Origin of the sequence: Brucella thiophenivorans, assembly GCF_002252445.1 — a bacterium.
Taxonomy (GTDB): Bacteria; Pseudomonadota; Alphaproteobacteria; order Rhizobiales; family Rhizobiaceae; genus Brucella; species Brucella thiophenivorans.
On sequence record NZ_NNRJ01000015.1, the window covers coordinates 327887 to 354146 of the forward strand.

Genomic DNA, 26260 nt, shown 5'->3' on the forward strand with positions numbered 1-26260 from the left:
CTGAATATCGGAAATTACTATGTATCGTTATGATGAATTTGACCGCGATTTTGTTGCGGCCCGCGTTGCACAGTTCAAGGATCAGGTTGGGCGTCGCCTTTCTGGCGAATTGACGGAAGACCAGTTCAAGCCTTTGCGGCTGATGAACGGTCTTTATCTGCAATTACATGCCTATATGCTACGCGTGGCGATCCCCTATGGCACATTATCGAGCCGCCAGTTGCGTAGGCTTGGTTCGATTGCGCGAGATTATGATCGTGGCTTCGCGCATTTCACGACGCGTCAGAATGTTCAGTATAACTGGCCAGCACTGAAAGACGTGCCGCGAATTCTCGAAGAACTTGCGGGAGTCGAAATGCATGCGATCCAGACGTCGGGCAATTGCATTCGCAATGTGACGGCTGATCATTTTGCCGGCGCTGCGCATGATGAAGTAGCCGATCCGCGCCCGCTGGCAGAAATTCTGCGCCAGTGGTCATCGCTACATCCGGAGTTTTCCTATCTGCCGCGAAAATTCAAGATTGCGATTGTTGGCTCCGAGCATGATCGTGCGGCCATTCAGGTGCACGACATCGGCTTGCAACTCAAGAAAAATGACGCAGGCGAACTGGGCTTGGCCGTCTATATCGGCGGTGGGCAGGGGCGCACGCCGATGGTCGCCAAGAAAATCCGCGATTTCCTACCGCTTGAGGACATGCTGACCTATGTGACCGCTATTGTCCGCGTCTATAATCTCTATGGACGCCGCGATAACAAATATAAGGCACGTATCAAAATCCTCGTGCATGAAACCGGCGTCGAGCCGCTGGTGCAGGAGATTGACGCTGAATGGGAACAGATCCGCTATAGCGATCTGAAATTGCCGCAGCGCGATATTGATGCCATTGAAAGCTATTTCCGTATGCCGGATTTGCCGCAGCGTCCCGAAGGCTGGGAAATTCTCGCCGTCACGCAGAAGGCCGATGCTGATTTTGCAGCTTGGACCCAGCGTAATGTCACGCCGCACAAGAACCCGGATTATGCGGTTGTCACGATTTCGCTAAAGCCCATTGGCGGGATTCCGGGTGATGCCAGTGCAGAGCAAATGGAACTGGTCGCGGATATTGCGCAGACCTATTCGTCTGATGAAATCCGCGTTAGCCATGAGCAAAATCTGGTTCTGCCACATGTGGCCAAGGCCGATCTTCCGGCGGTATATGATCTCTTGCAATCGGACGGTCTGGTGACAGCCAATGCTGGTCTCATCACCGATATTATTGCATGCCCCGGCCTAGATTATTGCGCGCTTGCCAATGCGCGCTCGATCCAGGTCGCACAGCGTATTTCCGAACGATTTGGCGATCAGCAGCGCCAGCTTGAAATCGGAGATCTCAAGATCAAGATTTCCGGGTGCATCAATGCCTGCGGCCATCATCATGTCGGTCACATTGGTATTCTTGGCGTCGAGAAAAAGGGCGAGGAACTCTATCAGATCACGCTGGGCGGGTCCGGTGATGAGCATACGTCGATCGGTGACATTACCGGACGCGGTTTTTCATCCGAAGAAGTGGTCGATGCCATTGAAACCGTGGTCGATACCTATCTCGGCCTGCGTGAAAGCGGTGAAGAGACATTCCTCAAGGCCTATCGCCGGGTTGGTATGGAGCCGTTTAAACGCGCGCTTTATGGAGAGGTGAGTCGTGCGGCTTGAAGCTGATCTCACTTCCGATCAAAAGGCGGAGGCGCAAGCCCGGTTGCTGGAAGGAAGCTATACTGCTTCCTCCCCGCAAGAGGTGATTGCGTTAAGCACACGCGAACTATTTGAGGGTGGCATCGCGGTGGTTTCATCATTTGGTGCTGAATCGGCTGTGCTGTTGCACATGATTTCCGAGATCGATCCGGCAACGCCGGTTCTGTTTCTCGACACGGGCAAGCATTTCCGCGCAACGCTCGATTATCGGCATGATCTGGTGGATCGGTTGGGTCTTCTCGATGTGCAGGATATCTTGCCGCTTGAGGAAAGCGTGAAGACGGATGATCCGTTTGGTGCTTTGTCGATGACCGACAAGGACCGCTGCTGCTTTATCCGCAAAGTGGAACCGATGGCGCGTGCCGTTGCACCATATCAGGCGTGGATGACGGGTCGTAAGCAGTTTCAGGCCTCGACCCGTAATGCTTTGCCGGTTTTTGAATCGGTTGGCCCGCGTATCCGCATCAATCCGCTTGCACGTATGCGCTCGGAAGACCTGCGTGCCTATGCGCAAAAGCATGATCTTCCCGTGCATCCGCTAACTGAACAGGGGTACCGTTCCATTGGCTGCATGCCCTGCACACGGCCGGTGAGTGATGGCGAAGATCAGCGCGCCGGACGCTGGGCCGGTTCGGAAAAGACCGAATGCGGCATCCATCTGACGGGCCTCACGGATAGCCTTAAAAACTACGGAGTTTTGGACCAGAAATGAGTGAAACGATATTGGAAACGAAGCTCTGGTCCGAGAACGGCTTTCGCGACGACGATTATGTCTTTGCAGACGATCTGGAAGCGGCGGGTGATGCGCCTGCGATCATCATTCCGCTCGCCATCTGGCTTGGGCTTGATGAAGAACTGCGCCGCTCTTCCAACCGCCGCATCGGTGTATCTGTTGCGCCGGGTGAGAAGATTGAGCCTTTGCTTGATCATCTGGAAAACTTGCCAGTTATTGCTTTGCAGTTTCCGGCTTTCAACGATGGTCGGTCTTATTCGAAGGCCGAAGTGCTGCGCCGTGCAGGCTTTGAAGGCGAATTGCGTGCGACGGGCGATGTGCTGATTGATCAGGCAGCACTCATGTTGCGTACAGGTTTTGACAGTCTGCAAGTGACCAACAAGATTGCGAAATCGCGCCTTGGCGAGCAGCGTCTTGTTGATACGCCCGGCTATTATCAACCCGGTCGCGGTTCGGTACAGCAAAAAGGTGGGTTTGCTTGGCGGCGCGTAAAATCTTAGCAACCAACTTTTTATTGTTTTGCTTCGATGGATGATGCGGTAGATACGCCGCATAAACCATTGGAGACGAGACGTGATCCGCCACATTGTTTTCTTCAGCGTCAAGCCAGATCAGGACATCGATGTCGTCCGCAAGGGTTTGGAGCAGTTGGGCACTATTCCTTATTCCGACGTGTTTGAAGTTCTGCCGAATTCCAAAGTAGATCCGATGGGCAACACGATTGATCTCGTTGTCTATGCCGAGTTTAAGGATGAAGAAGCGCTTTTCGCGTACAAAAATCATCCGACATATGACGCGTCTACACAATATGTGCGCCCGATGCGTGAATTGCGGTTCTCGGCAGATGTCGTGACAGACAAGGGCTGATTAATCAGAGTGCGGTGGTGCCTGCAATGGCAGGCCACCGAACAAGTCTGGCTCTGTTGAAGTTCGGGCGCGCTCGATATTGAGCAGTCGCAGTTTTGTTGCCGTTCCCCCCGCAGCCGAAAAACCGCCGACCTTGCCATTGGAGCCCAAAACCCGATGGCAGGGAACGATGATCGGAAATGGGTTTTTGCCAAGCGCATAGCCAACCGCCTGCGAAAGACTGACATCGCCGAGTCTCCGCGCTATCGCGCCGTAGGTGATGGTCTCACCGGCTTTCAATTCCAGAAGAATTTCATAGACTTTGCGGTTGAGGTCCGGCACCTGATCAAGCGCCAGTGGCGTTTGCGAGAAATCCGGATCGCCACCATCAAGCAACACGCAAACCATGTTGATAGCATCTGTCACGTAAGCGGGTGGGGAAAATGACTCCGTATCTGAAAAGCGGCTTTGCAGCCGATAGCGCGTTTCGCTTTCGTCGGCATCACCGATTTCCACGCCAATAATTTTGCCCGCATCCCATGCGATTCCGCACGGGCCGATAGGGGTTACAAAAATGCTGATGCCGGTCGAATCCATAAGCGGCAATATAGCATCGATTCTGCGGCTTTGCCGCAACGACTCTGTGGTCAGTCGCAACAATTGCAGCGAAGTGGTTGAAGAACGGCGCAAATAGTGATTGTGTGAGAGCAACCTGCCATAGACATGGCATATCGTTATGTCTTCAAATGGCCAAATGATTGAGCGATATCTTCCGGTGCGTGTTTCATGTGATCGGAACGAGGAAATTTTGATGGACGATTACGAACGCTATGCAACAGGATTGATGATCGTTTTTGGCGCGGTGATTATTGCCGGGTTAATGGCGGCTAACCTTTATCACGGCGATAAGCCCGGCTTTCTTTTTGCCCTTGGCGCAGGAGTTGTGGCCTGGTTTTCAGCTTTTGCTGTACTCTTCGATAAGCCCCGCGTCTATGGTGTGATGATTGCCATTGCCATTGGTCTGGTAGCTGCTTCAATCGGTGCTTTTGTAACCTGATTTCCTAGTCATGTGAATATTGAAAAAGCCCCGGATTATCCGGGGCTTTTCTGGTTTTAAATATATGGTGAATAGCACTGGCGGCGTGGGCCGTAATTGGGCTGGAAAGTATTGTCGTAAGCCCGGTAGGACCGATAGCGGTTATAACACCAGCGTACATGCGCATTGCCGCCGCCCCGATAGACTGGCGCGGGGCGATAGCGTGGCAGGCGATAGACTGGTGGCGGTCCCCAGTAGGGCCGATAATACGGCCGATCATAGCGATAGCCATCGCGATAACGCGGTGGTGGGCCACGCCAATCTCGACGATCTCCACGATAATCGTAATATTGCACGGTTTCGACTGGAGCTTTTATTGCGCTTTGAGAGGCGGGCGTTATCAGGGCGGATGCATTGGTGGATGTGGCAGCTGGCATACCAAACCCAAGCGCCAGGCATGCCGCAAATAAGGACGATGCAAACCTCTTCATCGGTTTCTCCTCTTTTATACCTGTTGCTGATTTTGCTACCGTAATGTGGCGGGTAGGTGGCTGCCATAGCTCACTTTTTCTTGTCGGCAGCAACAGTTGGTTGAAGCCGCGCACTGGAACTAAAAAGACCTGCCAGGAATTGACATAAAGATATGTTTATGTCATTAAGCGGCTCTGATGTGCTATAGACCCATGCGGTGCTGTAGCGATGAAGCGTATTTGAATACAGGTGGTAATCCCCTATGACGTCTTCCCTCGATAATCTTTTTGGTTCAACGGCAGTAAAGCCGGACGGTTCTGAAGTGCTTGCAGCACTGATCAAAGCCGCAAGTGAGCGCATTTTGATTCTCGACGGGGCTATGGGTACGCAGATTCAGGGGCTTGGCTTCCACGAAGAGCATTTTCGTGGCGAGCGCTTTGGTGCCTGCGATTGCCAGCTTCAGGGCAATAACGACCTTTTGACGCTCACCCAGCCAAAGGCGATTGAAGAAATTCACTATGCCTACGCCATGGCTGGCGCTGATATTCTGGAAACCAACACATTCTCTTCGACGACAATCGCGCAGGCCGATTATGGCATGGAAGATGCGGTCTATGAACTCAACCGCGACGGTGCACGTCTGGCGCGTCGTGCGGCAACCCGTGCGCAGCAAAAAGATGGTCGCCGCCGCTTTGTGGCGGGCGCTTTGGGGCCAACAAACCGTACGGCTTCGCTATCACCGGATGTTAATAATCCGGGCTATCGCGCCGTCACTTTTGACGATCTGCGCATTGCCTATGCCGATCAGATCCGCGGCCTGATTGATGGTGGCTCCGACATTATTCTCATTGAGACGATCTTCGATACGCTGAACGCTAAGGCTGCGGTCTTTGCAGCCGAAGAAGTATTTATCGAGAAGGGCGTGCATCTGCCGGTAATGATTTCCGGCACGATCACCGATCTTTCAGGCCGCACGCTTTCCGGTCAGACGCCAACCGCATTCTGGTATTCGCTGCGTCATGCCAAGCCTTTCACCATTGGCTTGAATTGTGCACTCGGTGCCAATGCGATGCGCGAACATCTCGCTGAAATCGCCGGTATTGCTGATACATTTGTCTGCGCCTATCCGAATGCGGGCCTGCCAAACGAGTTTGGCCAGTATGACGAAAGCCCGGAAGCGATGGCTGCGCAGATCGAGGATTTCGCGCGAGAAGGCCTCGTGAATGTGGTCGGTGGATGCTGTGGCTCGACGCCGGATCATATCCGTGCAATAGCGGCTGCGGTTGCCAAACACCCGCCGCGCAAGCCGGTCAAGGTGCCGCCTTTGATGCGCCTATCGGGTCTTGAACCTTTCACGCTGACCAAGGATATTCCTTTCGTCAATGTCGGCGAGCGCACCAACGTCACAGGTTCGGCACGTTTCCGCAAGCTGATTACGGCTGGTGATTATTCGGCGGCATTGGTTGTCGCCCGCGATCAGGTGGAAAACGGTGCGCAGATTATCGACATCAACATGGATGAGGGGCTGATCGACAGCCAGAAGATCATGGTTGAGTATCTCAACCTGATCGCTGCGGAGCCGGATATTGCCCGCGTTCCGGTAATGATCGACAGTTCCAAATGGGAAGTGATCGAGGCTGGTCTGAAATGCGTTCAGGGCAAGCCGATTGTTAATTCCATCTCGCTTAAAGAAGGCGAAGAAGCTTTCGTGCATCATGCGCGACTGGTTCGTGCCTATGGCGCGGCAGTTGTCGTCATGGCATTTGACGAAACCGGACAGGCCGACACCGAACTGCGTAAGGTCGAAATTTGTACCCGTGCCTACAAAATCCTGACCGAACAGGTCGGTTTCCCACCTGAAGACATCATCTTCGATCCGAACGTCTTTGCGGTCGCGACCGGTATTGAAGAGCACAATAATTACGGCGTCGACTTTTTGGAAGCGACACGCAAAATCACATCGACTTTGCCGCACGTCCACATATCTGGTGGCATATCAAATCTGTCTTTCTCGTTCCGCGGCAATGAGCCGGTGCGCGAAGCCATGCATGCGGTCTTCCTTTATCATGCTATCCAGCTTGGCATGGATATGGGTATCGTCAATGCCGGTCAGTTGGCGGTGTATGATACGATTGATCCAGAATTGCGCGAGGCCTGCGAAGATGTGGTGCTGAACCGCCGCGATGATGGCACAGAGCGATTGCTCGAAATCGCGGAGCGATTCCGAGGTACGGGTGCAAAAGAAGCCAAGACACAGGATTTGAGCTGGCGCGAATGGCCGGTTGAAAAGCGGCTTTCCCATGCGCTGGTCAATGGCATCACAGAATATATCGAAGCCGATACCGAAGAGGCGCGTCTCGCTGCCGCGCGTCCACTGCACGTTATCGAAGGCCCGCTGATGGCAGGCATGAACGTGGTGGGCGATCTGTTTGGCGCTGGTAAAATGTTCCTGCCGCAGGTGGTTAAATCCGCACGTGTGATGAAGCAGGCTGTTGCTGTGCTTCTGCCTTACATGGAAGAAGAAAAGCGCTTGAATGGCGGTGAAGGTCGCCAGAGTGCCGGCAAGGTGCTGATGGCAACCGTCAAGGGTGATGTGCATGACATCGGCAAGAATATTGTCGGCGTGGTTCTCGCTTGTAACAATTATGAGATCATTGATCTTGGTGTGATGGTTCCGACACAGAAAATTCTCGACACGGCTCGCGCTGAAAATGTCGATGTTATCGGCCTTTCCGGTCTTATCACCCCGTCGCTCGACGAAATGGTGCATGTGGCCGCCGAAATGGAGCGTGAAGGCTTTAACGTGCCGCTGCTGATCGGTGGCGCTACGACCAGTCGTGTGCACACGGCGGTGAAAATCCATCCGCGATATGAGCAGGGACAGGTGGTCTATGTGATCGATGCCAGCCGTGCGGTGGGTGTTGTTTCCAATCTGCTGTCGCCTGAAAATAAGGGCGCTTATGTCGACGGCATCCGTGCCGAATATGCGAAGGTTGCGGCGGCTCATGCCCGCAATGAGGCCGAAAAGAAGCGTCTGCCACTGGCTCGTGCGCGCGAAAATGCGCATAAGCTCGACTGGGATGCTTACACGCCGCCCAAGCCTACATTCCTCGGCACAAAGACATTCGAGAACTACGATCTTGCAGAGATTGCGCGCTATATCGACTGGACGCCATTCTTCCAGACATGGGAGATGAAGGGCCGCTATCCAGCCATTCTTGAAGATGAAAAGCAGGGTGAAGCAGCGCGTCAGCTTTGGGCAGATGCACAGGCCATGCTCGCAAAGATCATCGAAGAGAAGTGGTTTGCGCCGCGTGGCATCATTGGTTTCTGGCCTGCAAATACGGTGGGCGATGACATTCGTCTGTTCACCGATGAAAGCCGGAAAGAAGAACTTGCAACCTTCTTCACGCTGCGTCAGCAATTGTCCAAACGTGACGGCCGCCCCAATGTCGCTATGTCTGACTTCGTGGCCCCGGGTGATAGCGGCAAGCATGATTACGTCGGTGGCTTTGTTGTCACGGCTGGTATTGAGGAAGTCGCAATTGCCGAACGCTTCGAGCGGGCGAATGACGATTACTCGTCCATTCTCGTCAAAGCACTGGCTGACCGCTTCGCAGAAGCCTTTGCCGAACTGATGCATCAGCGTGTGCGCAATGAGTTTTGGGGCTATGCGCCGGGTGAAGATTTGTCGAATGACGATCTGATCCACGAGCGTTATGCAGGTATTCGTCCGGCTCCGGGTTATCCGGCGCAGCCTGATCACACCGAAAAGAAGACCCTGTTTGAAATACTGGATGCAACGGTACAAACGGGCGTGGAGCTAACTGAAAGCTATTCGATGTGGCCGGGTTCGTCCGTATCGGGCCTCTATATCGGCCATCCGGAGAGCTACTATTTCGGTGTTGCCAAGGTCGAGCGTGATCAAGTTGAAGATTATGCGAACCGCAAGGGCATGAGCGTTGACGAAGTCGAGCGCTGGCTTGGGCCTGTGCTCAATTACATTCCCGGTCAGGCACCGGAGCCGGTTGAAGCGGCTGCTTGATAGCAATCGAACAAATTATAAACAAGCCCGGCAATGCGGGGCTTGTTTATTTAAATTTACTCAAGTTCTAAATAACGTCTTTCCAGTAATGGTGCGTGAGCTATTTGCGCTGGACAACGCAAAAAACAAAAGAGCGGAGCGGTTCCTGTCATTATTTTTAAGCTGGATCTGCTCTATTCATCAATCAGTATTTGTTTTGTGTAATTTGAAGATTTATTGAAATTATTATGTGTAGATGAGCCGAAAATCATGTGTTATGTAATACAGGTGGCTCACGGTATTGTGGTCGATAAGTTAATAATTCGGGTTCCGGCGCCATAGAATCCTATAAATTTCTATTTGTTTATCTGGCTGTGTATTGCAGGCCGGAATGTACCTCTTTGACTGATCTTATTCAGAAATTCTTTTGGTTCATCGAAACAATATCAGGATTCCGGCCATGAAATGGGAAGATTTTTACGAGACCATCCAGTCCTCCGACAATGCAGAAACCCTGTTTGAACAAATTAAATCCTACGCCTCGAAGCTCGGCTTTGCTTATGTTTCCTATGCTATGTGTGTGCCGTCGCTCGACAGCATTTCGCGCTGGATACGTTTTGAGACTTTGCCGGAGGCCTGGCAGAAACATTATGGCGCAAAGAAATATGTTGAAATCGATCCCGTCCTGCGTCGGGGGATTAATTCAATTGAGCCTATCATCTGGTCGCCCAAACTGTTCGCTGAGGCACCTCAGTTATGGGCGGATGCACAGCAATTTGGTTTGAAAGCGGGTGTTTCACAACCCTGTTGGGCGGCCCAAGGCGTTTTCGGAGTTCTGACATTCCTGCGTGAGAAGCCAGCCTTGTCAGACGGCGAAATATCAATGCTGCGTCGCCAGATGCAGATTGTGACCAATCTTCTGCACCTCGCCATGTTTGAGCATCTCAATGTGCCTAGCATTAATTGCGTTGCGGAAGTTAATCTGACAGCGCGTGAACGTGAAATTTTGCGCTGGACGAGTGAGGGCAAGACAGCCGAGATTATCGGCACAATTCTCAATATCTCGACCCGTACCGTCAACTTCCATATCAGCAATGTTTTGACCAAGCTTGTTTCCGTCAACAAGGTGCAGGCAGTCGCTAAAGCGCGCACTTTTGGCCTTTTATAGCACCCACTTTTCCTTTGGCGGATTGACCCGAAGGATATTCTTACTCCCTTCAAAATGCTTTAATACTACAAATTCAGTAGTATTTTCCGTAGCTTGAGGCAAAAATCGGCTTTTCGATTTGGCGCAAGTTTGTTCCTGCTTTGGGATTAAAACGGGCAAGTTTTCGCTCAAGCGTCTCGCAATACGCGATAGCATACTTTTCCTTTTGCTCTGCCTTTCACGACAATGCGCGTCATAGCAAACCAGTTGAGCTGGCCTCCCGGAGATACCGACGTGCATCATGCATCCCTGACCAAAAACCTGACGCATCTTGCGCGCCTGGAAGCAGAAGCAATCCATATTTTCCGTGAAGTGGCGGCGACTTTTGAAAATCCGGTTATGCTCTATTCGGTTGGCAAGGACTCGGCAGTAATGCTGCATCTGGCGATGAAGGCGTTTTATCCTGCACCGCCGCCATTTCCTTTTCTGCATGTCGATACGACCTGGAAATTTCGGGAAATGATCGAGTTTCGCGATGCGCAGGCCCGCGAAAAGGACCTTAAACTGCTCGTTCATATCAATGAAGACGGCGTGCGCGATGGCGTTGGTCCTTTCACGCACGGCTCCAATGTGCATACGCACATCATGAAGACGGTCGGGCTCAGACAGGCATTAGATAAATACAAATTCGATGCAGCTTTTGGCGGCGCGCGCCGCGACGAGGAAAAATCACGCGCCAAAGAGCGCATTTTCTCGTTCCGCAATGCGCAGCATGGCTGGGATCCAAAAAGCCAGCGCCCGGAAATGTGGAAGGTCTATAACACCCGCATTGCAGCCGGTGAATCGATCCGAGTCTTTCCGCTCTCCAACTGGACCGAACTCGACATCTGGCAATATATTCTTCAGGAAAATATCCCGATTGTGCCGCTCTATTTTGCAGCACCGCGCTCGGTTGTCGAGCGTGACGGCATGCTCATCAAGGTCGATGATGAGCGCATGACGTTGCGCCCCGGTGAGAAGATTGAAGAGCGGATGGTACGGTTTCGCACACTCGGTTGCTATCCGCTGACCGGCGCGATTGAATCGAGCGCCACCAATCTCTCGGACATTGTCGAAGAAATGCTGATCGCCCGCACGTCAGAGCGTCAGGGTCGCGCCATTGATCGTGACGAAGCAGGCTCGATGGAAAAGAAGAAGCGGGAGGGCTATTTTTGATGAACGCCATATTGAAGCCTTCTGTAGCAAGTGCAGCCGTCAGCGAGTTTCTCGCCGATCAGGAACGTAAGACGCTGCTCCGCTTTTTGACTTGCGGTTCGGTCGATGACGGAAAATCCACGCTGATTGGGCGTTTGCTCTATGACACCAAGCTGATCTTTGAGGATCAACTTGCAACGCTGAAGAACGACAGCCGCAAATTCGGCACCACGGATGACGATTTTGATTTTGCGTTGCTGGTTGATGGCCTAGAAGCCGAACGCGAGCAGGGCATCACCATCGATGTGGCCTATCGCTTCTTCTCAACCCCGCGCCGCAAGTTCATCGTGGCCGACACGCCGGGCCATGCGCAATATACGCGCAACATGGCTACAGGCGCTTCGACGGCTGATCTTGCAGTTGTGCTGATCGATGCGCGGCAGGGCGTGCTGACACAGACGCGCCGCCATAGTTTTATCGCCTCGCTTCTTGGCATCCGGCACATAGTGGTGGCGATCAACAAGATCGATTTGGTCGATTTCTCGCAAGACGCTTTTGAACGTATTGTCGCTGACTATATGAGCTTTGCCAAAGACTTAGGCTTTGCCAGTATTCAGGCAATTCCGCTGTCTGCACGCTTTGGCGATAATGTTAGCAGCCTTTCGCCGCGTATAGGCTGGTATCAGGGACCATATCTGCTGGAGCATCTGGAAACCGTGCGCCTTGATACAGATAGCATCGGCAAGCCATTTCGCTTTCCGGTGCAATATGTGAACCGCCCAAATCTTGATTTCCGCGGCTTCTCCGGCACGGTTGCCTCAGGGGCTATTGCAGAAGGCGATACGGTCGTGGTTGCTAAGTCGGGCAAGCAATCGAAGGTGAAACGCATCGCCACCTATGATGGTGATCTGCCCCGCGTCAGCGAAGGGCAGGCGGTTACACTGGTGCTCGACGACGAGATTGAAGTCTCTCGTGGCAATATGCTGGTGGGTGCGGAAGCGCGGCCTGAAGTGGCAGATCGCTTTAGCGCCAACATTGTGTGGTTCGGTGAAGAGGCGTTACAGCCAGGGCGTTCCTATCTGCTACGCACCGAAACCGATCAGACACCGGTAACGGTCAGCGAGATCAAATACCGTACCGACGTTAATACATTTGCGCGGGAAGAGGCGACGCAGCTTGATCTTAATGAAGTCGGGCATTGTCATCTTCAGACGGCGGATCAGATCGTGTTTGATCCCTATGCGGATAACCGCGTGACAGGTGCTTTCGTGCTGATTGATCGTGTGACCAATGCCACGGTTGGCGCCGGTATGATCGACCATGCGCTTCGCCAGTCAACCAATGTACATTTGCAGGCTTTTGATCTCGATAAGCAGGCGCGTGCTGCGCAGAAATTCCAGAAGCCCGCCGTGCTGTGGTTTACAGGCCTGTCAGCATCTGGCAAGTCGACCATTGCCAACAGGCTCGAACAGCGGCTTCATGCGCTCGGCAAGCACACCTATCTGCTTGATGGCGATAATATTCGTCATGGTCTCAACAGCGATCTTGGTTTCTCCGATGAGGACCGTGCGGAAAATATCCGCCGCGTTGGAGAGGTAGCGGGTCTTATGGCCGATGCCGGGCTGATTACGCTGGTCTCGTTCATTTCGCCGTTCCGTTCAGAACGCGACCGCGTGCGCTCACGGCTGCCCGAAGGTGAATTCATCGAAATCTTTGTCGATACGCCGATTGAGGAATGTATGGCGCGTGATCCGAAAGGGCTTTATGCGCAAGCGCTGCGCGGGGAAATCAAGGCTTTCACCGGCATCGGTTCCCCTTATGAAGCACCGCTTTCGCCTGAACTTCATTTGAGCACCGCAGGGCGGGACATTGACGAACTCGTCGCGGAAGTGGAAAAGTATCTGGCCGAACGTGGTGTCATCGGCAGCTATGGCAGTGATTCCTGGTCGATTTGAGAAAATGAAAACATCCGCCTCACCCTATGCCGATCCGAACGGCCAGGCGTTTCTCGCCGTTTTGCAGGATGCAACGCTTGAGGCGGGGCGCGTGATCATGAAACATTACGATAACGGCTGTGCGGTTCATTCCAAGAAGGATCAGTCGCCGGTCACTGAAGCCGATCATGCCGCAGAAGCCGTCATCCTGTCAGCGCTTCGCACGCTTGCGCCAGATATTCCAGTGGTTGCAGAAGAAGAGGCTGCAGCTGGTCGATTGCCTGCACATCTTGGCCGACGCTTCCTGTTGATCGATCCTCTGGATGGCACACGCGAGTTTCTGCTGCGTAACGGCGATTTCACCGTCAATATCGCGTTGATTGAAGATGGCCTGCCCATATTGGGTCTGGTCTATGCGCCGGTGCGCAATCTGCTTTATTTTGGCAACGCGCAAGGCGCATGGGAAGCTATCACCAGCGCCAATCATCAGATCCAAAGCCAGCGCCCGATCAAGGCGCGTATCGCGCCGCCTGAACGGGTTGTCGTGTGCAGCCGTTCACATGTGACGCCGGAAACAGAACAGTTTTTGAAAGCCAACAATATTGGAAATAGTGTTTCGGTGGGATCGTCGCTCAAATTCTGTATGATTGCGCGTGGCGATGCCGATCTTTATCCGCGCTTTGGCCCAACAATGGAATGGGATACGGCAGCGGGCGATGCTATTCTTCGCGCGGCGGGCGGTATGACGACGACATTCGATGCACGTCCGCTGACTTATGGCCAGCGTTCTGACGGAACCGTGCAAAGCTTTTTCAACCCGGATTTCGTGGCTTATGGTGCAGGTTTAGCCCCAAACTTTATTTAAAACTCGTTTGCCGTCAAAAGAGTTTAAAAAAAGCTGGATGTTCCTCTTGCGGGTTCAAAAGAGCAGCGCTATAAGCCGCTCACACCCTGACTATTGAGTCTCGGTTTTATGGTTACGGAGCGTAGCGCAGCCTGGTAGCGCATCTGGTTTGGGACCAGAGGGTCGGAGGTTCGAATCCTCTCGCTCCGACCATTTTCTTCTCAGAAAAATATATTTAGATTGATTTGTCGAAGACTGACATGCGCATGAATGCGCCGTCATACTCGGCGATCTCCACCAATCGCTGTCGATTGAGAATTTCCACCTTGTAATTTTTGAACGTGATCAGCCCCTCTTCACGCAGCTCCCGCATCATGCGGTTGAGATGGATCGGTGTGAGGCCGAGAGCATCGGCAAGCTGGTATTGTGTCAGTGGACAATAAAAGGAATCCGGTTCGCCCATTCCGCAAGAGGTCACACGATCTGAAAGTTCCAGTAAAAGATGGGCGGTGCGGACAAAGGCGCTGCGACAGCCAACATTGGTGAGATGTTCAATGAGCATGGAACGCTGCCGTGACAGCAACTCTATGAATATCATGCTCAGTCGTGGCATTTTCCAGATTGTTTCTTCAAGCGATGCCAGCGGTATTTCATAAACCGACATCGGTGTAATTGTCTTGATCGTATTGTAGCTATAGCCGTCGGCGGTTCTTAGCCCAACAAAATCGCACCGCATCGGAAAATCGATGATCTGACGTTCACCACCGGAAAGATCGCGATAGACACATCCCCAGCCGGAACGCACCAGATGAATGCTTCGGATGGAAGCCCCCTGATTGATAATGACTGCATCGGCAGGATAGCTGTTTTCGGTGAGCGTGAGCGATAGAAGAGTTTGTTTTTCTTGCGCGTTGAGTTTGGCTAGAATTGGAGGCGATTCCAATAGACTAACCAGGCCGTCAATCATCAGGGCTGTGGAGTTCTGAGTCCCACTGTGCATCCGCTGCCTATGCCCAACGAAAGTTATAGAATTTATAACTTTCTGTTCCCGAAGTCGTTCTTATGGTCAGCTTATTTTTTTATAAAACGCTAACATAAGTTAATGACACGTTTATTTAACGATAGCAATATTTAGACCAGTCTTCATCCTGATTGGCAATAAAAATCAGAATAAACTGTCATAGTTTTTTGGCGTAACTAGTGTTTTGCGTTGAATGCAAACCTGAGTAACAGGGGAAACTAAAGCAATGTTTGAAGTCAGAGAACGATATTTATGGGCTGCACCAGACGGCGCGGGGAATGGATTTCCGGTTGTCGCTGGCGAAAGAGTAAGAGACGGAGGTTATGCAGCCGGTTTGCCTGTGCAGAGTGAGCCTCATCTGATGCTTGTCTGCAAAAGCAATCTGGAGCGTGAATGCCTTTTTAATGGACTGATGATGAACGGGCTTAAGCTGCCTGTCGTCAGCTATGCAGCGGTCGACAAGAATATGCCGCTGAATGGTGCCATCGTTGTTCTCATGCATATAGGTTCAAAGCGTCTTGCGGATCCGTTTTTCTCTGACGAACTGGAAGCTGAGATCAAGGCGTGGCATCCGATACCGGTTGTATTGCTTGCTGAACGCGAAGAGTGGGCGCAGGTCCTTCGTGCGATGGAAATTGGTGCGCGCGGTTATATTCCGACATCTGTCGACATCAAGATTTGCGTTGAAGCCATTCATCTGGCGCTTGCGGGGGGCATGTATGTGCCGGCATCAATGCTGATGAAGCCGCCGTCTCAGGAAATGAGCGACGATGTGCTGGGCGAATTGTTAACCGTGCGCGAGATCGAAGTTGTCCATGCCATCCGCGTGGGGAAATCCAACAAGATCATCGCATTTGAGCTTGGTATGAGTGAAGGCACCGTCAAAGCGCATGTTCACAACATAATGCGGAAGATCGGCGCTGCAAACCGGACCGAGGTCGTTTGTAAGCTGCATAAAATGTATGGCAACAAATTCGGTACAGAGTGAACGCATAGACATGAAATTAATAATACCATGAAGCGCCGGACTGATAAGATCAGCAGGCGTTTTCTGCTTTTCCGGGCAATCAAATCGGTGTGTCTCAATTTTTTAATTTAACGCACATCCCATCTGAAAACCGTTTCACGCTTTTTGCGATGCGCTTAAGTGTAGGGGCAGATTTTCATCCGCCCCTACAGAATGAGAGTGGGTATCCTTTGAGGGGTCTCTCATTCATTCCGTAGATCGCCACGCGTTTAGCGCATGTCTCCCAAAAGTGGGAACCGGTTTTGGGATAAAGACATGCCACACGCTCACATTGCGCGCCTGCCGCTCTAGTTTATTGAATCGAAGCATCTTGCTTTCCAAAAATCGATTGCGATTTTCCGGCTGATGCTATGGCAGTTCGAAACGAAGTCTGTTCCATCTGCGGTCATGAAAGCGGTGTAGCTATCTGTTGAGCTTTTAGAACGATGGCTTTCGCTCAACAAATAGCCATTAAAGCGTGTTGCGTTTTTTATATGAATAGACCACGCTTTAATTGTTTGTTCCCAAGCATACCTTTATCCCAAAACCGGTTCCCACTTTTGGGAGGCATGCTTTTAAACCCCAATCAGGGTCGAAGGCTGATGCTTCCGGACGATCCGCCGGACGTTGTACCAAAGGCTGTGCCTGCTGAACTTCCGCCCAGAAACCCGGTGCCCGATTGTGCCATGGCAGCCGACTGACCGCCGGAGCCTGAAGTGAAATAGCCTGAACCGATGCCGCCACTTGCGCCATAATGGCCAATTTTGCCACCCATACCAAGGACAGTGCCTTTGCCCTCGGCCCAGCCGGTTGTTGCTGCCTGTCCTGCTGCGGTGGAACCTGCGCCAAATGCAAAGCCACCAGTTACAGCAGAGCCTGCGCCGCTTGAGCCGCCGAAGCTGCCATTCCATTTGACCGATTGTGCTGCTGCTGGCAGAGCGCTCGCAGCAAGCAATGCGATAGATGCGATAATGATCTTTTTCACGATAAAACTCCTCTTGTTTCATAAAAACAAAGAGACAGAGCGGTTCTGATGCGTTGAGTAAGATGAAAGCTGCTCTAGGTCCCTCTCATGCCAGCATATCCCGACGATATACCCCGCTAATCATCATAAGCTTCATATGAGTAGAAGGCTGTATCGACGCTTTGCATCGGCCCAAAACGGCTTTCGGGCCGATGCAGGTTGCTTATTGTCTTTTCACATCAAGGGGCGCGAGCAGTACCATGCCTGACTATTGTTCGCCGTTGTGCGCAAAACACACCCTTTGGCCTTCAACTGATTTGAATTCAGGCCAAGTGCCTTGGCGGAGTAAGTGCGTTTACCGCCTGGCGTTTGTGTTGTGGCATTTGTTGCTATTGTGCGTGCAGGAATTGATGCGGGTTCTTCGTTAGATACCGAAGCAAAAAGCGGTACTCTTGTCCGGACCGGTTGAGCTGCAGCGCGGGTGGCGAGCCCCTGTGACGGGCAGACTACGCCTGTTGCATTCAGCGATGCTCTGACTTCCTTGTTGAGGCAGATCAGATCAAGTGCGGCCCTGTTTTGCCCCATGCCAAGAAGTGCTGCGGCATAGGCGCGCCGGTTACATTCACGCATTTCATAGGTGCTGCCAAAGCCTAAGCCCCAGCCGGTAGCGCCAACGCCGACACTTGTCGAGCCTGCACAGGAGTGAACGCCTGCCGCAACAAGTCCCGGTGCGAATGCAGGAACAGTGGTTTTGATTTTATCCGGCGAATTGCCGCCGCCGCCGATTGCAATAGCTGTTGCACCTGCTTGCGATGCGGAGTTTGTGTTGTTGTCGACGTTGACGGCTTGAGCGAATGCGCTTCCATTGAACAGAAGTATTGCGCCAGATAAGCAAAGGATACCCAGTTTAGACATAGCTAACCCCTTTAACTTCTACTTTCTATATTCGAGTTTTTATTATGATAAAGGCGCCGTTATCATTTATTATATTTTTCCATTTTGTGTATCAAAAAGGATTACTGAGATATGATGTAAAATATAGATTCTGTGAATATAAATGTTGTGCTATTTTTTACCTACAATGTGTAAGTGGTTTATTATTATTAATCTTTATTGTTATCGTTCGGATGTTTTTAGATGAAAAATTATGACCTTCGTTTTACTTCTAAACGAAAGTTTATGGGTTTTCGGTGGCTTTCGGTTCACAACCTTGGCCGCGGATTATGAAAATGCGGGCTTTCGCGCCACTTTCCCGCTGATTTGTCATCAAGCGGTTGCTTTCTCTTGCAAAAAAGCGAAATTAAAACACTCTAGAGCGGTTCCAGTTTAGAAAGAATCGTAGGAAACGCTCTATCCTTTGGTTTTTACGCATTATCCAACGCAAAACCGCTTCTCACTTTTGCTGGAAATGCTCTCGTTAGAACACTTCTATTGCCGGGCACAAAATGCAGCTTACTCCTCGCCACAATGCAATTCTGGATATAGCCCGCCGACAGGGTCAGGTTCTTGTCGATGATCTCGCGGCTGCTTTCGATGTAACGCCGCAAACGGTGCGCAAGGATCTCAATGATCTTTGCAAGGCGCGCCTGCTGCGGCGCATCCATGGTGGTGCGCTTTATCCATCCGGTGTCGAGAATATGGAGTATGAGGCACGTCGCCGTATTGCCGCCCATGAGAAGGAGCTGATCGGGCGGGCTGCTGCCGAAATGATCCCCGATGGTGCTTCGCTGTTCATAAATATTGGAACAACCACCGAAGCCGTCAGCCATGCGCTGATCGACCACAATAATCTGATGGTCATCACCAACAATATCAACGTCGCCAACACACTACGCGTCTATCCTGAAATCGAAGTCATTATTGCAGGCGGCGTGGTGCGTGCTTCCGATGGCGGTATTGTCGGCGAGGCGGCAGTTGATTTCATCCGCCAGTTTAAAGTTGACTTCGCAATCATCGGTGCATCGGCAATGGATGAAGACGGCGCACTGCTGGACTTTGATTTCCGCGAAGTGAAAGTGGCGCAGGCGATTATCGCCAATGCGCGTCATGTCATTCTGGTGAGCGATTCCACCAAGTTGGAACGCACGGCACCTGTGCGCCTTGGCCATATATCCCAGGTGCATACGTTTATCACTGATCGCTGCCCGTCGCAGCAATTGCGCGATTTGTGCCGCGAAAATGAGGTTGAGCTGATTGAAACAGCCCCTCAAAGCTCTTCCGAAGAGAAAGAATCGTAGTTTCGTTTCATTTTCGTTTTGCTTTCGTATTAAATAAATTATATTCGTTTTGGTGGTTGGAGATGATCTTCAGGGTTCACCATGGCGCAGCATAAAATATTCGACATTTTCGTAATCGGTGGCGGCATTAATGGCTGCGGCATTGCAAGAGACGCGGTTGGTCGCGGCTTTTCTGTCGGTCTCGCCGAGATGAGCGACCTTGCAAGCGGCACTTCATCGCGCGCTACCAAGCTTATTCATGGCGGCTTGCGCTATCTGGAGCATTACGAGTTTCGTCTGGTGCGCGAGGCATTGATGGAGCGCGAAGTGCTATGGGCCAATGCTCCGCATTTGATCCATCCAATGCGTTTTGTGCTGCCTTTTCATAAGGGTGGGGTACGCCCTGCATGGCTCTTGCGTCTGGGCCTGTTTCTCTATGATCATCTGGGTGGCCGCAAAATGCTGCCTGCAACCCGCACACTTGATATGCGCACCGATCCGGTCGCCGCGCCGCTCAAGCCGCTTTTCACCAAGGCTTTCGAATATTCGGATTGCTGGGTCGATGATGCGCGTTTTACGGCGCTCACTGCACGTGACGCCGCTGATCGCGGTGCGATGATCCGCACGCGCAGCAAAGTTGTTTCCGCCCGCCGTGATCATGAAGCATGGACAGTAACGCTTGAAAATATCGACACCGGTGCGCGGGAAGAATTTCGTGCGCGGCTTCTGGTCAATGCCGCCGGCCCCTGGGCCGACAAGGTGTTGCAGGGTGTCGAAGGTCACCGGCAATTGCACAATGTGCGTCTGGTTCAGGGTAGCCACATTGTAGTGCGCAAGAAATTCTCTGATCCGCGTTCCTATTTCTTTCAGAACAATGATGGCCGCATCATCTTTGCTGTCCCTTATGAGGATGATTTCACGCTGATTGGCACGACTGATCAGGATTATAAGGGCGATCCGGCCAAGGTTGCGATCACGCCGAGCGAAACAGATTATCTCTGCAATGCGGCGAGTGAATATTTCCGCGAGCCGGTGCGGGTGGAAGATATTGTCTGGACCTATTCCGGCGTGCGTCCGCTCTATGATGACGGCGCAAGCAAGGCGCAGGAAGCGACCCGCGACTACGTACTGAAGGAAGATGCGCCGCAGGGGGCCGCCCCGCTGATCAATGTGTTTGGTGGAAAGTTGACCACTGCACGCAAGCTGGCCGAGCATATGCTTGAGAAGATCGAGCATCATCTTGGCAAGAAAGGCGCGCCATGGACGCATGCTGCGTCTCTGCCGGGGGGGGATTTTGACGCGACGGCTTTCGACCAGGAACTCGAAAAGCTGAAAGCTGAGTATCCATTCCTATCCGCTCCCCATGCTCGTCGCCTGTTTAAGCTCTATGGGACACGCGCCCGCGTTTTGCTGGGTAAATCCAAATCTCTGGAAGAACTTGGCCGACATTTGGGTGCTGATCTTTATGAGGCGGAAGTGCGCTATCTCATCGAGCATGAATGGGCGCATACGGCGGAAGATATTCTCTGGCGCCGAACCAAACTTGGCCTGCGTATGAATGCGATGGAAGTCGCAGCCCTGGAGACTTTCGTCGAACCTGCCAAAGTCGCGTAACGGCTCGCTTGCAACCGGTCCGATAAAAAGTCATTATCTTTCCAGTGGGCCGTTTCCAGCCTTTCTGGGAGGAAAACATGGGTGCGCCGCAAGACCGGATACACGCAGATCGTATCCATTCCGAGATTGAGACAGGAGGAGCCGCTCGCTCGGCGCTGGTTGCTTCATGGCGACGCTCTGCGCGTCTCTATGGACTTGACCCTGCGGAAGTGGGCTCCGTTCAAACGCTCTCTGATCATGAATTGCGCACCGCCCGCCAACGTATGGAACGGGTAATTAGCATTGCACAAGCAAGCATGGATCGGCTTTACATGGCGGTTGGCGGTGTTGGCTGCTGCGTGCTGCTGGCTGATAGCCAAGGTGTGCCGGTTGAACGTCGCGGTGCTGCGGGTGATGACGATACGTTTTACGACTGGGGTCTTTGGACGGGTGCTGTCTGGAGCGAAGCAGTTGAAGGTACCAATGGCATTGGCACCTGCATTGCCGAGCAGCGTGCTTTGACCATTCATCGCGACCAGCATTTTCACACCCGCAATATCGGGCTTTCCTGCACAGTCGCGCCAATTCATGACCATCAGGGGCGCATTATGGCAGCGCTTGATGTTTCGTCCTGTCGCAGCGATTTGACAGAAGCCTTTGTGCAACTGATTTCAGTGGCTGTGATAGATGCCGCGCGCCGGATCGAGGCCGAGAATTTCCGCCAGGCTTTCCCGGATGCGCGTATTGTACTTGCCCCTAGTGCTGACAGAACAGGCGGCGCATTGATCGCGGTTGATAAGGATGACTTTGTAATTGGTGCTACACGTGCAGCCCGACTTTCGCTTGATCTGACGGATGAAGCGCTTTCGACCGCACTGCCGGCCGCTGACCTACTCGGCTGGAATGCCGATCCGCGTGAGGATATGGCAGAGTCTGAGCGCAGCGTTATTTTGCGCGCGATTGCGCGTTCAGAAGGCAATGTGTCATCGGCTGCCAAGCTTCTCGGCATCAGCCGGGCCACGCTTCATCGTAAGCTTAATCGCCTGAAAATTATCAGGGCACATTAGTTTTCCCGATGTGTCTCAATATTGAGACACATTGATACAGCATATTATCCAGCGCTGGATGACTCCTCCCAAGAGCCGCGCCACATTGTGTCTGAAACGCCGTTAGGAGCGGCGTTGAATTTTGGGAGGAATATATAATGAATAAGGTTGAATTTCATCGCTCCGTAAAGCCGGAGTTTGCCAAACGTTACGGCAATTTCATTGGCGGCAAATGGGTAGAACCCAAGTCTGGCCGCTATTTCGACAATACATCCCCGGTCAATGGTCAGGTTCTGTGTGAAGTCGCACGTTCCGATGCAGCCGATATTGATGCAGCACTTGATGCGGCACACGCCGCCAAAGAAGCATGGGGCAAAACAAGCCCTGCTGAACGCGCTGTAATCCTCAACAAGATCGCAGATCGTATTGAAGCCAATCTGCCAAAGCTTGCAGCGGCTGAAACATGGGACAATGGCAAGCCGATCCGCGAAACCACCCATGCCGATCTGCCGCTGGCAATTGACCACTTTCGTTATTTCGCCGGTGCGATCCGTGCGCAGGAAGGCGGCATTTCCGAAATCGATCACGATACGGTTGCCTATCACTTCCACGAGCCGCTCGGCGTTGTCGGTCAGATCATTCCATGGAACTTCCCACTGTTGATGGCTGTGTGGAAGCTCGCACCAGCACTTGCTGCGGGTAACTGCGTGGTGCTGAAGCCTGCGGAACAGACACCGGCTTCGATCCTCGTTCTGATGGAAGTAATCGGCGATCTTCTGCCAGCAGGTGTACTCAATGTGGTCAATGGTTTTGGCCTTGAAGCAGGCAAGCCGCTGGCATCAAGCCCACGCATTGCCAAGATCGCGTTTACGGGTGAAACGACGACGGGTCGTCTCATCATGCAGTATGCCAGCCAGAACCTTATTCCGGTCACGCTGGAACTGGGCGGCAAGTCGCCAAACATCTTCTTCTCCGATGTCACCGCCGAAGATGATGATTATTTCGACAAGGCCATCGAAGGCTTTGTCATGTTCGCGCTCAATCAGGGCGAAGTCTGTACCTGCCCAAGCCGTGCTCTGATCCATGAAAAGATCTATGACAAGTTCATGGAACGCGCACTGAAGCGCGTTGAAGCGATCGTTCAGGGTGATCCGCTTGATCCGGCAACCATGATCGGTGCGCAGGCCTCCAGCGAACAACTCGAAAAAATCCTGAGCTATATCGATATCGGCAAGCAGGAAGGCGCGGAAGTGCTGACGGGCGGTGGGCGCAATGAACTGGCTGGTGACCTTGCAGGCGGCTATTACGTCAAGCCGACCGTGTTCAAGGGCACCAACAAGATGCGAATTTTCCAGGAGGAAATCTTTGGTCCTGTTGTTTCTGTCACGACGTTTAAGGATGATGCTGAAGCGCTCGCGATTGCCAATGACACACTTTACGGTCTTGGTGCCGGTGTTTGGACACGTGATGGCACACGTGCCTATCGCTTTGGTCGCGCTATTCAGGCCGGTCGTGTCTGGACAAACTGCTACCACGCCTATCCTGCCCATGCTGCATTCGGTGGCTACAAGCAGTCGGGTATCGGTCGCGAAAACCACCTTAAGATGCTCGACCATTACCAGCAGACCAAGAACATGCTGGTGAGCTACAGCCCGAAGAAGCTTGGCTTCTTCTAACAATGAAAGCGATCCGCAGCATATCAGCTGCGGGTCGCTGCCTTTGAAATTTCACTGATTCAGTGCGGCTTTACAGCAGATCACGCCGAAGCCGCTCCCCCCTGTTTCCTCCCAGGAAAGGGTCGGGTCGGCAGGACTTTGTGCCTGTCTATCCGACCCAAAAGTTAGAAGGATGTTCTCGTAATGGCTAAGACAATGAAAGCTGCCGTGGTTCGCGAATTCGGTAAACCACTGACCATTGATGAAGTGCCGATTCCGGTGCCGGGTGATGGCCAGATTCAGGTGGCAATTCAGGCTTCGGGCGTATGCCATACTGATCTTCATGCCGCCGAAGGCGACTGGCCGGTCAAGCCGAACCCGCCGTTTATTCCGGGCCATGAAGGAGTTGGTTTTGTCTCGGCGGTTGGTCGTGGCGTCAAGCATGTGAAGGAAGGCGACCGCGTTGGTATTCCTTGGCTCTACACCGCTTGCGGTCATTGCGTGCATTGTCTTGGCGGCTGGGAAACCCTTTGCGAAGAGCAGCAGAATACAGGCTATTCGGTGAATGGTGGTTTTGCTGATTATGTTGTTGCTGATCCGAATTTCGTTGGCCATCTGCCGAAGAACATCGCTTTCAACGAGATCGCCCCGATCCTCTGCGCTGGTGTTACGGTCTATAAGGGCCTCAAGGTCACGGATACCAAGCCCGGTGATTGGGTTGTGATTTCCGGCATCGGTGGTCTTGGCCATATGGCGGTGCAATATGCGAAGGCCATGGGGCTGAATGTTGCTGCTGTCGATATTGACGACAAGAAACTCGATCTTGCCCGCAAGCTGGGCGCAACGGTTACGGTCAATGCCAAGACGCATAATGATCCGGCAGCTTATATCAAGAAGGAAACCGACGGCGGCGCGCAGGGTGTGCTGGTGACGGCTGTTTCGCCCAAGGCTTTTGAGCAGGCTATCGGCATGGCTGCTCGCGGTGGAACGATTGCCTTGAACGGCCTGCCAGCGGGTGAGTTTCCGCTTTCGATTTTCAATATGGTGCTGAACGGTATCACCGTGCGCGGTTCCATCGTCGGCACGCGTCTTGATTTGCAAGAGTCGATTGATTTTGCTGCAGACGGTAAGGTCAAGGCGACGATCCGCACCGACAAGATCGACAATATCAATGCGATCTTTGATGAAATGCGCGCTGGCCAAATCGAAGGCCGTGTCGTGATGGACCTGACGCAGTAATCGGTTCATACTAAAGCATGTCTCCCAAAATTGGGAACCGGTTTTGGGTTGAAGACATGCGCAAAAACAAAAAAGTAAAGCCGCCGTAGCGATGCGGCGGCTTTGTTCATGGGAGGAGGAACCATGCCACAAGTCTCTGAACAAGAGCAGGTCACTGCTACCGATGCAGCGCTGGAGCTGATCGCTGAATTGCAGGCTGAATATGGGCCAATCATGTTCCACCAATCGGGTGGCTGCTGCGATGGGTCATCGCCCATGTGCTATCCGCAAGGCGATCTGCTGCTGTCTGACGCTGACGTGAAGCTCGGCGAAATCGGTGGTGCGCCGTTTTATATCAGCGGCTCGCAATATGAAGCATGGAAGCATACCGAACTTATCATTGATGTTGTCCCCGGACGCGGTGGTATGTTCTCGCTCGATAATGGCCGCGAAAAGCGCTTTCTCACCCGGTCCAAGATATGTTCTATTTAGCTCTTTGCGCGCAGCAGCAAAGCGGATACTAAATTGCGTATATTTGTGGGAGAGAGTGCATAACGGCCATGGCCGCATCCAATAAAAGAGCGACGATCCATGATGTGGCACGTCTTGCAGGCGTATCTATCAAGACAGTTTCGCGTGTTTATAATGACGAGCCGAATGTCCGCGATACGATCCGTGAAAAGGTCAGACAGGCGGGTGCCGAGTTACGCTATCGCCCCAACGCGGCAGCGCGCAATCTGGTTGAGCGACGCTCGCATCTGATCGGGCTTTTCTTTGAAAATCCGAGCCAGAGCTATGTCACGGAATTGCAGGTCGGAGCGCTGGACCGTCTGCGCGGCACGCGCTACCGGCTTCTAATATTCCCGGTTGAAAACCGGGCGGATATTCGCGGATCGCTCATCGAGACAGCCCATGCGTCGGGTCTTGACGGGATTATCGTTACGCCACCCATGTCGGATGATCCTGAGATTTTGCAGGAACTAATTGCTTCGGCCATGCCATTTGCGCGGGTGGCGGGTGACTTCAATGTGCATCCGACTGACAGCGTTGCCATTGATGACGAAGCTGCAACGCTCGATCTCATGCAATATCTTCTTGATCTGGGGCACAAGAAAATCGCGATTGTTATTGGCGATTTGACCCACCGTTCGGCGCAATTGCGACTTGAAGCCTATCGAAAAGTTCTTGGTCAGGCCGGCATTGCGCATAATCCTGAGTACGAAGCAGAAGGTGGTTTCAGCTTTGCAAGCGGGCTGGAGGCAGGGCGAAAACTTTTATCGATGGAAGACAGGCCGACGGCAATTTTTGCTTCCAATGATGATATGGCTGCTGCCGTTCTGCAAATCGCCTATAATCAAAACATCGACGTGCCAAGCGATCTGACCGTTGTTGGCTTCGATGACAGCGCCATTTCGCGCATGGTTTCGCCGCAGATTACCACCGTTCACCAACCAATCCGCGAAATGACCTATGATGCGGTGGATATGCTGCTCAGCCAGATTGAAACTGGTGAAGCATCACCATCCCGCCAGATCGAATATGAGCTCATCATCAGGCAGTCTTCTGGCAAGGTAGCACCATAA

General features: G+C 52.6%; 23 protein-coding genes and 1 tRNA gene. 19 read left to right on the top strand and 5 right to left on the bottom strand.

The annotated features are described in order from the left end of the window. Positions 1-19: 19 nt before the first annotated feature. From CEV31_RS06505 to CEV31_RS06520, 4 genes are all read left to right on the top strand, one after another. The gene (locus CEV31_RS06505; protein ID WP_094506215.1) at positions 20-1690 is read left to right on the top strand and encodes a nitrite/sulfite reductase; all 1671 of its coding nucleotides are present in this window, start codon (positions 20-22) and stop codon (positions 1688-1690) included. Further along, a complete protein-coding gene (locus CEV31_RS06510; RefSeq protein WP_094506216.1) occupies positions 1680-2441 on the top strand; it encodes a phosphoadenylyl-sulfate reductase in 762 nt (253 codons plus the stop codon). The genes CEV31_RS06505 and CEV31_RS06510 overlap by 11 nt, the downstream gene beginning before the upstream one ends. Then, positions 2438-2962: a DUF934 domain-containing protein gene (locus tag CEV31_RS06515; RefSeq protein ID WP_094506217.1), complete on the top strand. Its 525-nt coding sequence runs from the start codon at positions 2438-2440 to the stop codon at positions 2960-2962. The genes CEV31_RS06510 and CEV31_RS06515 overlap by 4 nt, the downstream gene beginning before the upstream one ends. A gap of 73 nt (positions 2963-3035) precedes the next feature. Further along, positions 3036-3329 (top strand): Dabb family protein, encoded by a 294-nt coding sequence (locus CEV31_RS06520; protein ID WP_094506218.1) that lies wholly within the window; start codon positions 3036-3038, stop codon positions 3327-3329. On the opposite strand, the gene CEV31_RS06525 is transcribed toward CEV31_RS06520, so the two are convergent. Then, on the bottom strand, positions 3330-3905 hold the full coding sequence (locus tag CEV31_RS06525; protein ID WP_094506219.1) for a methylated-DNA--[protein]-cysteine S-methyltransferase: 576 nt from the start codon (positions 3903-3905) through the stop codon (positions 3330-3332). A gap of 214 nt (positions 3906-4119) precedes the next feature. On the opposite strand from CEV31_RS06525, the gene CEV31_RS06530 reads away from it, so the two are divergent. Next, positions 4120-4365 (top strand): hypothetical protein, encoded by a 246-nt coding sequence (locus CEV31_RS06530; protein WP_094506555.1) that lies wholly within the window; start codon positions 4120-4122, stop codon positions 4363-4365. Between the two features lie 56 nt (positions 4366-4421). Here the strand turns inward: CEV31_RS06530 and CEV31_RS06535 are convergent, their stop codons facing one another. Then, on the bottom strand, positions 4422-4835 hold the full coding sequence (locus tag CEV31_RS06535) for a BA14K family protein (protein ID WP_094506220.1): 414 nt from the start codon (positions 4833-4835) through the stop codon (positions 4422-4424). Between the two features lie 242 nt (positions 4836-5077). On the opposite strand from CEV31_RS06535, the gene metH reads away from it, so the two are divergent. From metH to CEV31_RS06565, 6 genes are all read left to right on the top strand, one after another. After that, positions 5078-8860 (top strand): methionine synthase, encoded by a 3783-nt coding sequence (gene metH, locus CEV31_RS06540; protein WP_094506221.1) that lies wholly within the window; start codon positions 5078-5080, stop codon positions 8858-8860. Between the two features lie 439 nt (positions 8861-9299). Continuing rightward, positions 9300-10007 carry a LuxR family transcriptional regulator gene (locus CEV31_RS06545; protein WP_094506222.1) on the top strand — a complete coding sequence of 236 codons (708 nt, stop codon included), beginning with the start codon at positions 9300-9302 and terminating at the stop codon, positions 10005-10007. Between the two features lie 273 nt (positions 10008-10280). After that, positions 10281-11201, top strand: coding sequence for a sulfate adenylyltransferase subunit CysD (gene cysD / locus CEV31_RS06550; protein ID WP_094506556.1), 921 nt, complete (start codon positions 10281-10283; stop codon positions 11199-11201). Next, positions 11201-13135, top strand: a complete 1935-nt coding sequence (gene cysN / locus CEV31_RS06555) for a sulfate adenylyltransferase subunit CysN (RefSeq protein WP_094506223.1) — start codon at positions 11201-11203, stop codon at positions 13133-13135. Before cysD ends, cysN begins: the two co-directional genes overlap by 1 nt. Positions 13136-13139: 4 nt before the next feature. Further along, positions 13140-13979, top strand: a complete 840-nt coding sequence (gene cysQ, locus CEV31_RS06560) for a 3'(2'),5'-bisphosphate nucleotidase CysQ (protein ID WP_094506224.1) — start codon at positions 13140-13142, stop codon at positions 13977-13979. A 115-nt stretch (positions 13980-14094) separates the two neighbouring features. Next, positions 14095-14171 (top strand) — tRNA-Pro (locus CEV31_RS06565). 22 nt (positions 14172-14193) lie between these two features. Here CEV31_RS06565 and CEV31_RS06570 read toward each other — a convergent pair. Then, positions 14194-14958, bottom strand: coding sequence for a Crp/Fnr family transcriptional regulator (locus CEV31_RS06570; protein ID WP_094506225.1), 765 nt, complete (start codon positions 14956-14958; stop codon positions 14194-14196). 247 nt (positions 14959-15205) lie between these two features. Here CEV31_RS06570 and CEV31_RS06575 point away from each other — a divergent pair, with 247 nt between their 5' ends. Then, positions 15206-15967: a helix-turn-helix transcriptional regulator gene (locus tag CEV31_RS06575; protein WP_094506226.1), complete on the top strand. Its 762-nt coding sequence runs from the start codon at positions 15206-15208 to the stop codon at positions 15965-15967. Between the two features lie 604 nt (positions 15968-16571). Here the strand turns inward: CEV31_RS06575 and CEV31_RS06580 are convergent. Then, positions 16572-16970, bottom strand: coding sequence for a hypothetical protein (locus tag CEV31_RS06580; protein ID WP_094506227.1), 399 nt, complete (start codon positions 16968-16970; stop codon positions 16572-16574). Positions 16971-17183: 213 nt separating this feature from the next. Then, a complete protein-coding gene (locus CEV31_RS06585) occupies positions 17184-17864 on the bottom strand; it encodes a hypothetical protein (RefSeq protein WP_094506228.1) in 681 nt (226 codons plus the stop codon). 530 nt (positions 17865-18394) lie between these two features. Here CEV31_RS06585 and CEV31_RS06595 point away from each other — a divergent pair. From CEV31_RS06595 to CEV31_RS06625, 7 genes are all read left to right on the top strand, one after another. Then, positions 18395-19186, top strand: coding sequence for a DeoR/GlpR family DNA-binding transcription regulator (locus CEV31_RS06595; RefSeq protein ID WP_094506229.1), 792 nt, complete (start codon positions 18395-18397; stop codon positions 19184-19186). An 81-nt stretch (positions 19187-19267) separates the two neighbouring features. After that, positions 19268-20779, top strand: a complete 1512-nt coding sequence (gene glpD / locus CEV31_RS06600) for a glycerol-3-phosphate dehydrogenase (protein WP_094506230.1) — start codon at positions 19268-19270, stop codon at positions 20777-20779. A 77-nt stretch (positions 20780-20856) separates the two neighbouring features. After that, positions 20857-21825: a GAF domain-containing protein gene (locus CEV31_RS06605; RefSeq protein WP_094506231.1), complete on the top strand. Its 969-nt coding sequence runs from the start codon at positions 20857-20859 to the stop codon at positions 21823-21825. Positions 21826-21962: 137 nt separating this feature from the next. Then, positions 21963-23480, top strand: coding sequence for an aldehyde dehydrogenase (gene adh / locus CEV31_RS06610; RefSeq protein ID WP_094506232.1), 1518 nt, complete (start codon positions 21963-21965; stop codon positions 23478-23480). 183 nt (positions 23481-23663) lie between these two features. Next, positions 23664-24698, top strand: a complete 1035-nt coding sequence (adhP, locus tag CEV31_RS06615; RefSeq protein WP_094506233.1) for an alcohol dehydrogenase AdhP — start codon at positions 23664-23666, stop codon at positions 24696-24698. A 123-nt stretch (positions 24699-24821) separates the two neighbouring features. Then, the gene (locus CEV31_RS06620) at positions 24822-25169 is read left to right on the top strand and encodes a DUF779 domain-containing protein (RefSeq protein WP_094506234.1); all 348 of its coding nucleotides are present in this window, start codon (positions 24822-24824) and stop codon (positions 25167-25169) included. 68 nt (positions 25170-25237) lie between these two features. Next, positions 25238-26260, top strand: a complete 1023-nt coding sequence (locus CEV31_RS06625; RefSeq protein ID WP_094506235.1) for a LacI family DNA-binding transcriptional regulator — start codon at positions 25238-25240, stop codon at positions 26258-26260.

Bases quoted from the DNA above. Each gene is read 5' to 3' on its own strand.
- CEV31_RS06505 (WP_094506215.1), top strand. From the start codon at position 20: ATGTATCGTTATGATGAATTTGACCGCGATTTTGTTGCGGCCCGCGTT.
- CEV31_RS06515 (WP_094506217.1), top strand. From the start codon at position 2,438: ATGAGTGAAACGATATTGGAAACGAAGCTCTGGTCCGAGAACGGCTTT.
- CEV31_RS06525 (WP_094506219.1), bottom strand. From the start codon at position 3,905: ATGGATTCGACCGGCATCAGCATTTTTGTAACCCCTATCGGCCCGTGC.
- CEV31_RS06530 (WP_094506555.1), top strand. From the start codon at position 4,120: ATGGACGATTACGAACGCTATGCAACAGGATTGATGATCGTTTTTGGC.
- CEV31_RS06535 (WP_094506220.1), bottom strand. From the start codon at position 4,835: ATGAAGAGGTTTGCATCGTCCTTATTTGCGGCATGCCTGGCGCTTGGG.
- metH (WP_094506221.1), top strand. From the start codon at position 5,078: ATGACGTCTTCCCTCGATAATCTTTTTGGTTCAACGGCAGTAAAGCCG.
- CEV31_RS06545 (WP_094506222.1), top strand. From the start codon at position 9,300: ATGAAATGGGAAGATTTTTACGAGACCATCCAGTCCTCCGACAATGCA.
- cysN (WP_094506223.1), top strand. From the start codon at position 11,201: ATGAACGCCATATTGAAGCCTTCTGTAGCAAGTGCAGCCGTCAGCGAG.
- cysQ (WP_094506224.1), top strand. From the start codon at position 13,140: ATGAAAACATCCGCCTCACCCTATGCCGATCCGAACGGCCAGGCGTTT.
- CEV31_RS06570 (WP_094506225.1), bottom strand. From the start codon at position 14,958: ATGCACAGTGGGACTCAGAACTCCACAGCCCTGATGATTGACGGCCTG.
- CEV31_RS06575 (WP_094506226.1), top strand. From the start codon at position 15,206: ATGTTTGAAGTCAGAGAACGATATTTATGGGCTGCACCAGACGGCGCG.
- CEV31_RS06585 (WP_094506228.1), bottom strand. From the start codon at position 17,864: ATGTCTAAACTGGGTATCCTTTGCTTATCTGGCGCAATACTTCTGTTC.
- CEV31_RS06595 (WP_094506229.1), top strand. From the start codon at position 18,395: ATGCAGCTTACTCCTCGCCACAATGCAATTCTGGATATAGCCCGCCGA.
- glpD (WP_094506230.1), top strand. From the start codon at position 19,268: ATGGCGCAGCATAAAATATTCGACATTTTCGTAATCGGTGGCGGCATT.
- CEV31_RS06605 (WP_094506231.1), top strand. From the start codon at position 20,857: ATGGGTGCGCCGCAAGACCGGATACACGCAGATCGTATCCATTCCGAG.
- adh (WP_094506232.1), top strand. From the start codon at position 21,963: ATGAATAAGGTTGAATTTCATCGCTCCGTAAAGCCGGAGTTTGCCAAA.
- adhP (WP_094506233.1), top strand. From the start codon at position 23,664: ATGGCTAAGACAATGAAAGCTGCCGTGGTTCGCGAATTCGGTAAACCA.
- CEV31_RS06620 (WP_094506234.1), top strand. From the start codon at position 24,822: ATGCCACAAGTCTCTGAACAAGAGCAGGTCACTGCTACCGATGCAGCG.
- CEV31_RS06625 (WP_094506235.1), top strand. From the start codon at position 25,238: ATGGCCGCATCCAATAAAAGAGCGACGATCCATGATGTGGCACGTCTT.